Here is a 2,180-nt window from a genome sequence, read left to right as displayed (position 1 = left end):
TCCATCCGAATGAATTCGGAGGCTTCCTGCGGCTATTTCTGTGAACGTCCGATGATTTTAACGCGCGCCCGCGCGCTACAATGCGCGCACGTTCAACTCGTTACGCTTCTGCAAAGGCTTCAGCACCATGTCCCAAAGAGCCGAATCCGCCGACACCGTCCTTGCGCCCGCAGGCGCCGTCATCTTCTGCCGCGTCATCGACAACTTCGGCGACGCGGGCGTCACCTGGCGACTCTCCAAGCGCCTGCGCGACCTCGGCCTGCCCGTCACGCTCGTCATCGACGCCGTCGACGTGCTCGCGAGGCTCGTGCACGACCTCGACCCCGCCGCCACGGACGCGCTCGTGCGCGGCATCCGCATCGTCGACTGGGACGCCTTCGAGGCCGAGGTTTCGGCAGGCGACCTCTCCCGCATCGGCGGCGTCTGGCCCTCGCTCGTCTTCGAGACCTTCGGCTGCCGCCTGCCCGACGCCGTCGAGGCAGGTCTCTGCGACGGCCGCACCCGCCTCTGGGTCAATCTCGACTACCTCTCCGCCGAGGAATGGGTCGAGGGCTCGCACATGGTCTGGGGCCTGCATCCGACGCTGCCCGTCAAAAAGCTCTGGTTCTTCCCGGGCTTCACCGACAGGACGGGCGGCCTTCTCATCGAGGACGGGCTCGACGAGGCCCGCAGGGCCTTCGACGCAGCCGCCTGGCGCCGTGCGCACGGTGCAAGGGACGGGCTTCGCACGCTCTTCTTCTTCGCCTACCCCGTCAACGCGATCGACCGCCTTGCCGCCGGCCTCAGGGCCGCGGACGAGCCCCTCAACCTGATGCTCGCGCCGGGCGAGGCCTCCGACATGCTCGAGCGCGCCCTCAAGGGCGACGCCCGCTTCAACGTCGTGCGCCTGCCCTTCGTGCCGCAGGAGGAGTTCGACGACATCCTGCGCGCCGTCGACGGCGCAGTCATCCGCGGCGAGGACAGCTTCGTGCGCGCCCAGCTCGCGGGGACGCCGCTCCTCTGGGCCACCTACCCGACCGAGGACAAGGCTCACGAGATCAAGCTCGACGCCTGGCTCGCAAGGTTCAGGGAGGCCTGGCCTGCGGACGCCGCCGTCCCCTTCGAGACCTACGAGGCCGCCTCCCGCCACTGGGTCGACGGCACGCTCGAGCCCGCCGAGGTGAAGGCCTGGCTCGACCAGCTGCCCGTCCAGAAGAGGGCCGCCGAAGTCTGGCGCGAGTCGCTTCTCAGGCGCGGCGACCTTGCCCGCCGCATCCTCGAACTCGTCCCGCGCGCCTGAGGCGCAGGCAGGCGTCAGGGCTGCAGGGGCGCCTCCGCATCAAAACCCGGGCCCAAATTAACAGTTCAAGGGCCGGAAAATTTGGTAGAATCGTCTGCTATTGATTTTTTGCTTCTTGCGCCCTCTTGCAAACGGGCGCGGGAAAAATTCTCGCAACACTGCAATTAGGGAATCTGATAAATGAAAACCGCTCAGGAACTCCGCCTCGGCAACGTCTTCATGGTCGGCAAGGACCCGATGGTCGTTGTCAAGTCCGAATACTCGAAGGGTGGCCGCGGTGCCTCCACGGTCAAGATGAAGATGAAGAACCTTCTCACGAACGCCATGACGGAAACCGTTTTCCGTGCTGACGACAAGTTTGAAGACCTCATCCTCGAACGCAAGGAAGTGACGTACTCCTACTTCGCCGATCCGCACTACGTCTGGATGGACGAAGAATACAACCAGTACGAAGTCGAAGCCGACGTCATGGCCGAAGCCCTCAAGTACCTTGAGGACGGCATGGCTGCTGAAGCCGTCTTCTACGAAGGCCGCGCCATCTCCATCGAACTCCCGACGATCCTCGTCCGTGAAGTCACCTACACGGAACCGGCCGTCAAGGGCGACACCTCCGGCAAGGTCATGAAGCCCGCCAAGATCGCCACCGGCTACGAACTCTCCGTCCCGGCCTTCGTTGAAGCCGGCGACAAGATCGAAATCGACACCCGTACGGGCGAATACCGCAACCGCGTGAAGTAATCTTCACCGATCGGTCGATCGAACAGAAAACCCGACGTTCCTCACAGGACGTCGGGTTTTTCTTTTGTTCCGGCTTGCGCTACACTGCGAGGCGTCTCAGCATCAACGTACTCCGCAGGCTCTAGCACCGTCAATAACCCCCGCCTAAAGGCGGAGGCTTGAA

2 protein-coding genes are annotated in these 2,180 nt (G+C 63.9%); both read left to right on the top strand.

The features are described from left to right. Positions 1 to 127 precede the first annotated feature (127 nt). Entirely contained in the window at positions 128 to 1,279 is a 1,152-nt protein-coding gene (gene earP, locus HMPREF3036_RS10375; RefSeq protein WP_062334225.1) for an elongation factor P maturation arginine rhamnosyltransferase EarP, read from the top strand. Positions 1,280 to 1,459: 180 nt separating this feature from the next. Beyond that, on the top strand, positions 1,460 to 2,017 hold the full coding sequence (efp, locus tag HMPREF3036_RS10370; protein ID WP_005436499.1) for an elongation factor P: 558 nt from the start codon (positions 1,460 to 1,462) through the stop codon (positions 2,015 to 2,017). Positions 2,018 to 2,180 lie beyond the last annotated feature (163 nt).

The sequence above is a fragment of the Sutterella sp. KLE1602 genome, assembly GCF_001578585.1.
Taxonomy (GTDB): domain Bacteria; phylum Pseudomonadota; class Gammaproteobacteria; order Burkholderiales; family Burkholderiaceae_F; genus Sutterella; species Sutterella wadsworthensis_A.
This window is presented reverse-complemented; position numbering and strand designations above follow the sequence as displayed.